This window comes from Moorena sp. SIO3I6 (genome assembly GCF_010672095.1).
Genome location: NZ_JAAHHU010000429.1, coordinates 1 through 3,544, shown reverse-complemented (window position 1 = coordinate 3,544; position 3,544 = coordinate 1). Strand labels below are relative to the sequence as shown.

Here is a 3,544-nt window from a genome sequence, read left to right as displayed (position 1 = left end):
TTTCGACCATGACAGTTGCTGCCATTGAGTGGTTCCGCAATAATGTAACAGTATTACTGGAGGGAAGTTATTCACGCTCACACCAAGACGATACCTTATCGGTACTCAGTATTGGCAGTGGCGAAGGTGATATTGATCTTGAAATCATACAGAGCCTGATTCCCAGGCTTAATCCACGGTGGAAGCAGTTAAACTATGTCGCACTTGAACCGAACCCGATCCATCGCGGACGCTTTCTAGAACGGCTCGACCAGGCATCTTTAGGCGAAAATGTAGAGGTGTCGGTGTGTGATGACTATTTTGAACCCGGTAAGTTTGAAAGCCAACAGAAGTACGATTTGGTTCTGTTGACCCACGTTTTATACTACTTTGACGAGCCTTACCAAGCGATTCAGAGCGCCCTAACTCAAACCAAGGAAGGCGGAAAGGTGGTAATTGTCCACCAAACAGCTACAGGTATCCCTCAAATCCAGCGCGAGCATATGCTGGAAGCAAAAGGTAACCAAAATGAGATGTTCACAGCACAGGACATTAGAAATTTACTGGATACTCAATCTCATCAGCATCAGTATCACCATGTCCATGCTCGCCTGGATGTAACTGAATGCCTCCAAGGCTTTGAAACTGGCGTCAAAATTATGTCCTTTTGTATGGAATGCGATTTGCGCCAGTTTCAGGAAGCCAAATTTTTCAAGATTCTCCAGGCATTTTGGCGGTTGGCTGAGATTGAGGACAGTGGGAAAGCATTTATAAATGAACCGATTGGGGTTTTTGTCTTGCCAGCTCCCAGTGTTACTGTTGAACAAAGAAGTCCAGAAGACCAAGATCCAGTAATTGATTATTGGCAGTTGGCGCAGCGTTTCGACTGGTCGGCTACTTTCTTATCACAATATCATCGAGGAAAATCTTCGTCTGATCTCAGATTACTGGATGTTGCCTGTGGCACAGGGCGCTGGTTGGAAGCTTTTAGTCACTATATCCAACTTGATCAAGGAATTGATAATGTTGTCTACGATTGCTTAGACCCTTGTGGGAGTTCACTGTCTCAAGCGAGTAAGAAAATCCATCCTCCCTTTGAGCAAGGAAACCAACATGTTAATACAATTCAAGGAGCAAAGCTAGAAAGTAATGCTTACGACCTGTTGTGGTCGATGCACGGCTTTTATATGATTCCACGCCAAGACTTGAAACCTGTGTTGAAAAAGTGTGCTAGTTTGCTGAATGATACGGGAGTTGGATTTATTGGTTTGGCTACTCGTAAATCTTTCTACGTGGATTTCTACGAGCAATACCTGCAAATTTTTAAAGATGGAAAAGGCGAAGGATTTACCTCTGCGGAAGATGTGATCGAGAGTTTGGGTGAATGTGGGATTCAGCATCAAGTCCATAGGATATTCTATGAAGAGCCCATAAAAGCTGATGACTACGCAGCCTTAGAGCATTACATCAAGAATGAGGCAACAGTTAACTGCTTTAACAAGGATAAGGAAGCAGAGCAGTTATCTGAATCAAAAAATATTACCTTGGAGGATTTGCTCTCTCATCCGGAGATGGAACGATACCTAAACTCATTGCTCAGAAACTCTGTCTATTACTTTCCTGAGGAGATTTTGCTGATTTCATTTAATGCTAATTAATTTAGGTGGAACTATGAATACAAAAATGAGCACCCTTAAAACCAGGGAAACTTTAACTAAGTCCTACTGTCAGGATGAACAAAACTTGCGCGAAGACCTTGCTGCTGCTTACCGCTTGATTGACTACTACGGGATGTCAGACATGATCTACGGTCATATTTCCCTGCGCATTAATGAGGAACCACCAATATTTCTCCTAAAACCGCATTATCTATTTTTCGATGAAGTATGTGCATCAAATTTGGTCGCAGTTGATGGCAATGGTAATAAAATCAACCCTACAGACGCGGACATAAGTCCAGCAGGATTCACTATACACAGCGCCATTCATTTAGAACGTCCTGATGCCAATGTAATCCTACACACCCATAGTGTTAATGGGATGTCAGTTGCTGCTATGAAAGAGGGGCTGTTACCCCTTGACCAGATATCGATGGCGTTCTACAATCGCATTGCCTACCATGACTACGAGGGGATATCATTTGACCTTGATGAACGCGATCGCATCTTTGCATCGATCGGACAAAAGAAATTCTTGATCATGAGAAACCACGGGCTTTTAACTGTGGGTCGAACCGTTGCCGAAGCGTTCTACTATATGTATTATCTCAACAAAGCCTGCGAGGTTCAAGTCAATGTGCTTCGTTCTGGTGCTAAGCCTAACATTCCACCACCGGAAGTTTGCGAACATACAGCACGCCAGTATGAAGAACCCAGCTATTACGATGAGATCTTAGGCAACTGGAAAGCCAATCGCCGTTTACTTGATCGGCTCGATCCGTCAGATCGTGAGTAGTCGTCTTTCCTCTGTTCACAAATTATTTGAAAATAAGCTGTTCAGCATTTAGATTCGGATCCGCAAATTCTCGAAAGGAAACAGGGAAATGGGAAACAGAAGATTCACAATTTAAATGTCGAATAGCTTACTGTATTAGCGTTTCATTATGAATATCAATTTACCTAAAAATCATTTCAAAGAACAATCTAAGATAATAGCGTTATGGGGCGCACCTAGATGTGTAACCACTGCTTTTGAGAAGACTTTTAGTCAACGTCCAGATACAGAAATTTTTCACGAGCCTTTTAGCGATACTTATTACTTTAGTAAATGGCGACGTTCCAATCGATTTGGTGATTATCGAGATAAGCTAAATCATGACTGTGCCACAGTAATTAAAGAAATACAATTAAAAGCGCAGGTAATGCCCATAGTCTTCGTTAAAGATTTTCCGTTTCAAGTTTTGCCCTATCTTGATGAGAATATTCAAGAATTTCTTGGCTCTGTTATCAACACATTTATAATTCGCCATCCTCATGAAGTCTTAGCTTCATTGTACAAAACCAAGCAAAAACTTATAGAACAGGGGTTTGACCCAAAATTTACGGAAGAAGAATTTGGTTTCAATTCATTATATAAGATGTTTCAGATAGTAACTAAAGAATTGAGACAACAACCAATTGTTGTTGAAGCCAATCGCTTTCGCCAGAATCCAAAGAAGATTTTGATTAATTATTGTCAACAAATTGAAATCACCTTCACGCCTAAGATGCTAACTTGGGAAAATGGCAGATTAAAACAATGGAATCCTCATGAAGCCAAAATCCATGATTGTTATCACGAAACTTTAAATAATACCACTCAAATCAATCCTCCAAAAGAAATTAATCTACAGATTAGATCCGAACACTTAGACATGGTTGAAAAAGCAGTAAATGTTTATAACAAGCTTTTTGCTTATATAAGCACCTAGACACAATTAATTTGTATGCTTGCCTTAAGTTCTGTAATCAATAGTTCCAGATTTTCAGCTTCATAAATTATAAGTATTGAAAACATAACTAAAAACTTAAATATGACTACAACAAATCCGAATCTGAAGAAATTGTTTGTTTCTGATACCTTCGCC

Annotated in this window: 3 protein-coding genes; all 3 read left to right on the top strand. The window is 40.4% G+C overall.

Annotated features, from left to right (window positions below; translation table 11 throughout):
• A partial coding sequence (locus F6K49_RS37330; RefSeq protein WP_293105123.1) for a methyltransferase domain-containing protein occupies positions 1-1,637 on the top strand: 1,637 nt, incomplete at its 5' end.
• A gap of 13 nt (positions 1,638-1,650) precedes the next feature.
• Entirely contained in the window at positions 1,651-2,433 is a 783-nt protein-coding gene (locus F6K49_RS37325) for a class II aldolase/adducin family protein (RefSeq protein ID WP_229415513.1), read from the top strand.
• 148 nt (positions 2,434-2,581) lie between these two features.
• Positions 2,582-3,388 carry a hypothetical protein gene (locus tag F6K49_RS37320; RefSeq protein ID WP_075905086.1) on the top strand — a complete coding sequence of 269 codons (807 nt, stop codon included), beginning with the start codon at positions 2,582-2,584 and terminating at the stop codon, positions 3,386-3,388.
• The last annotated feature ends 156 nt before the right edge of the window (positions 3,389-3,544 follow it).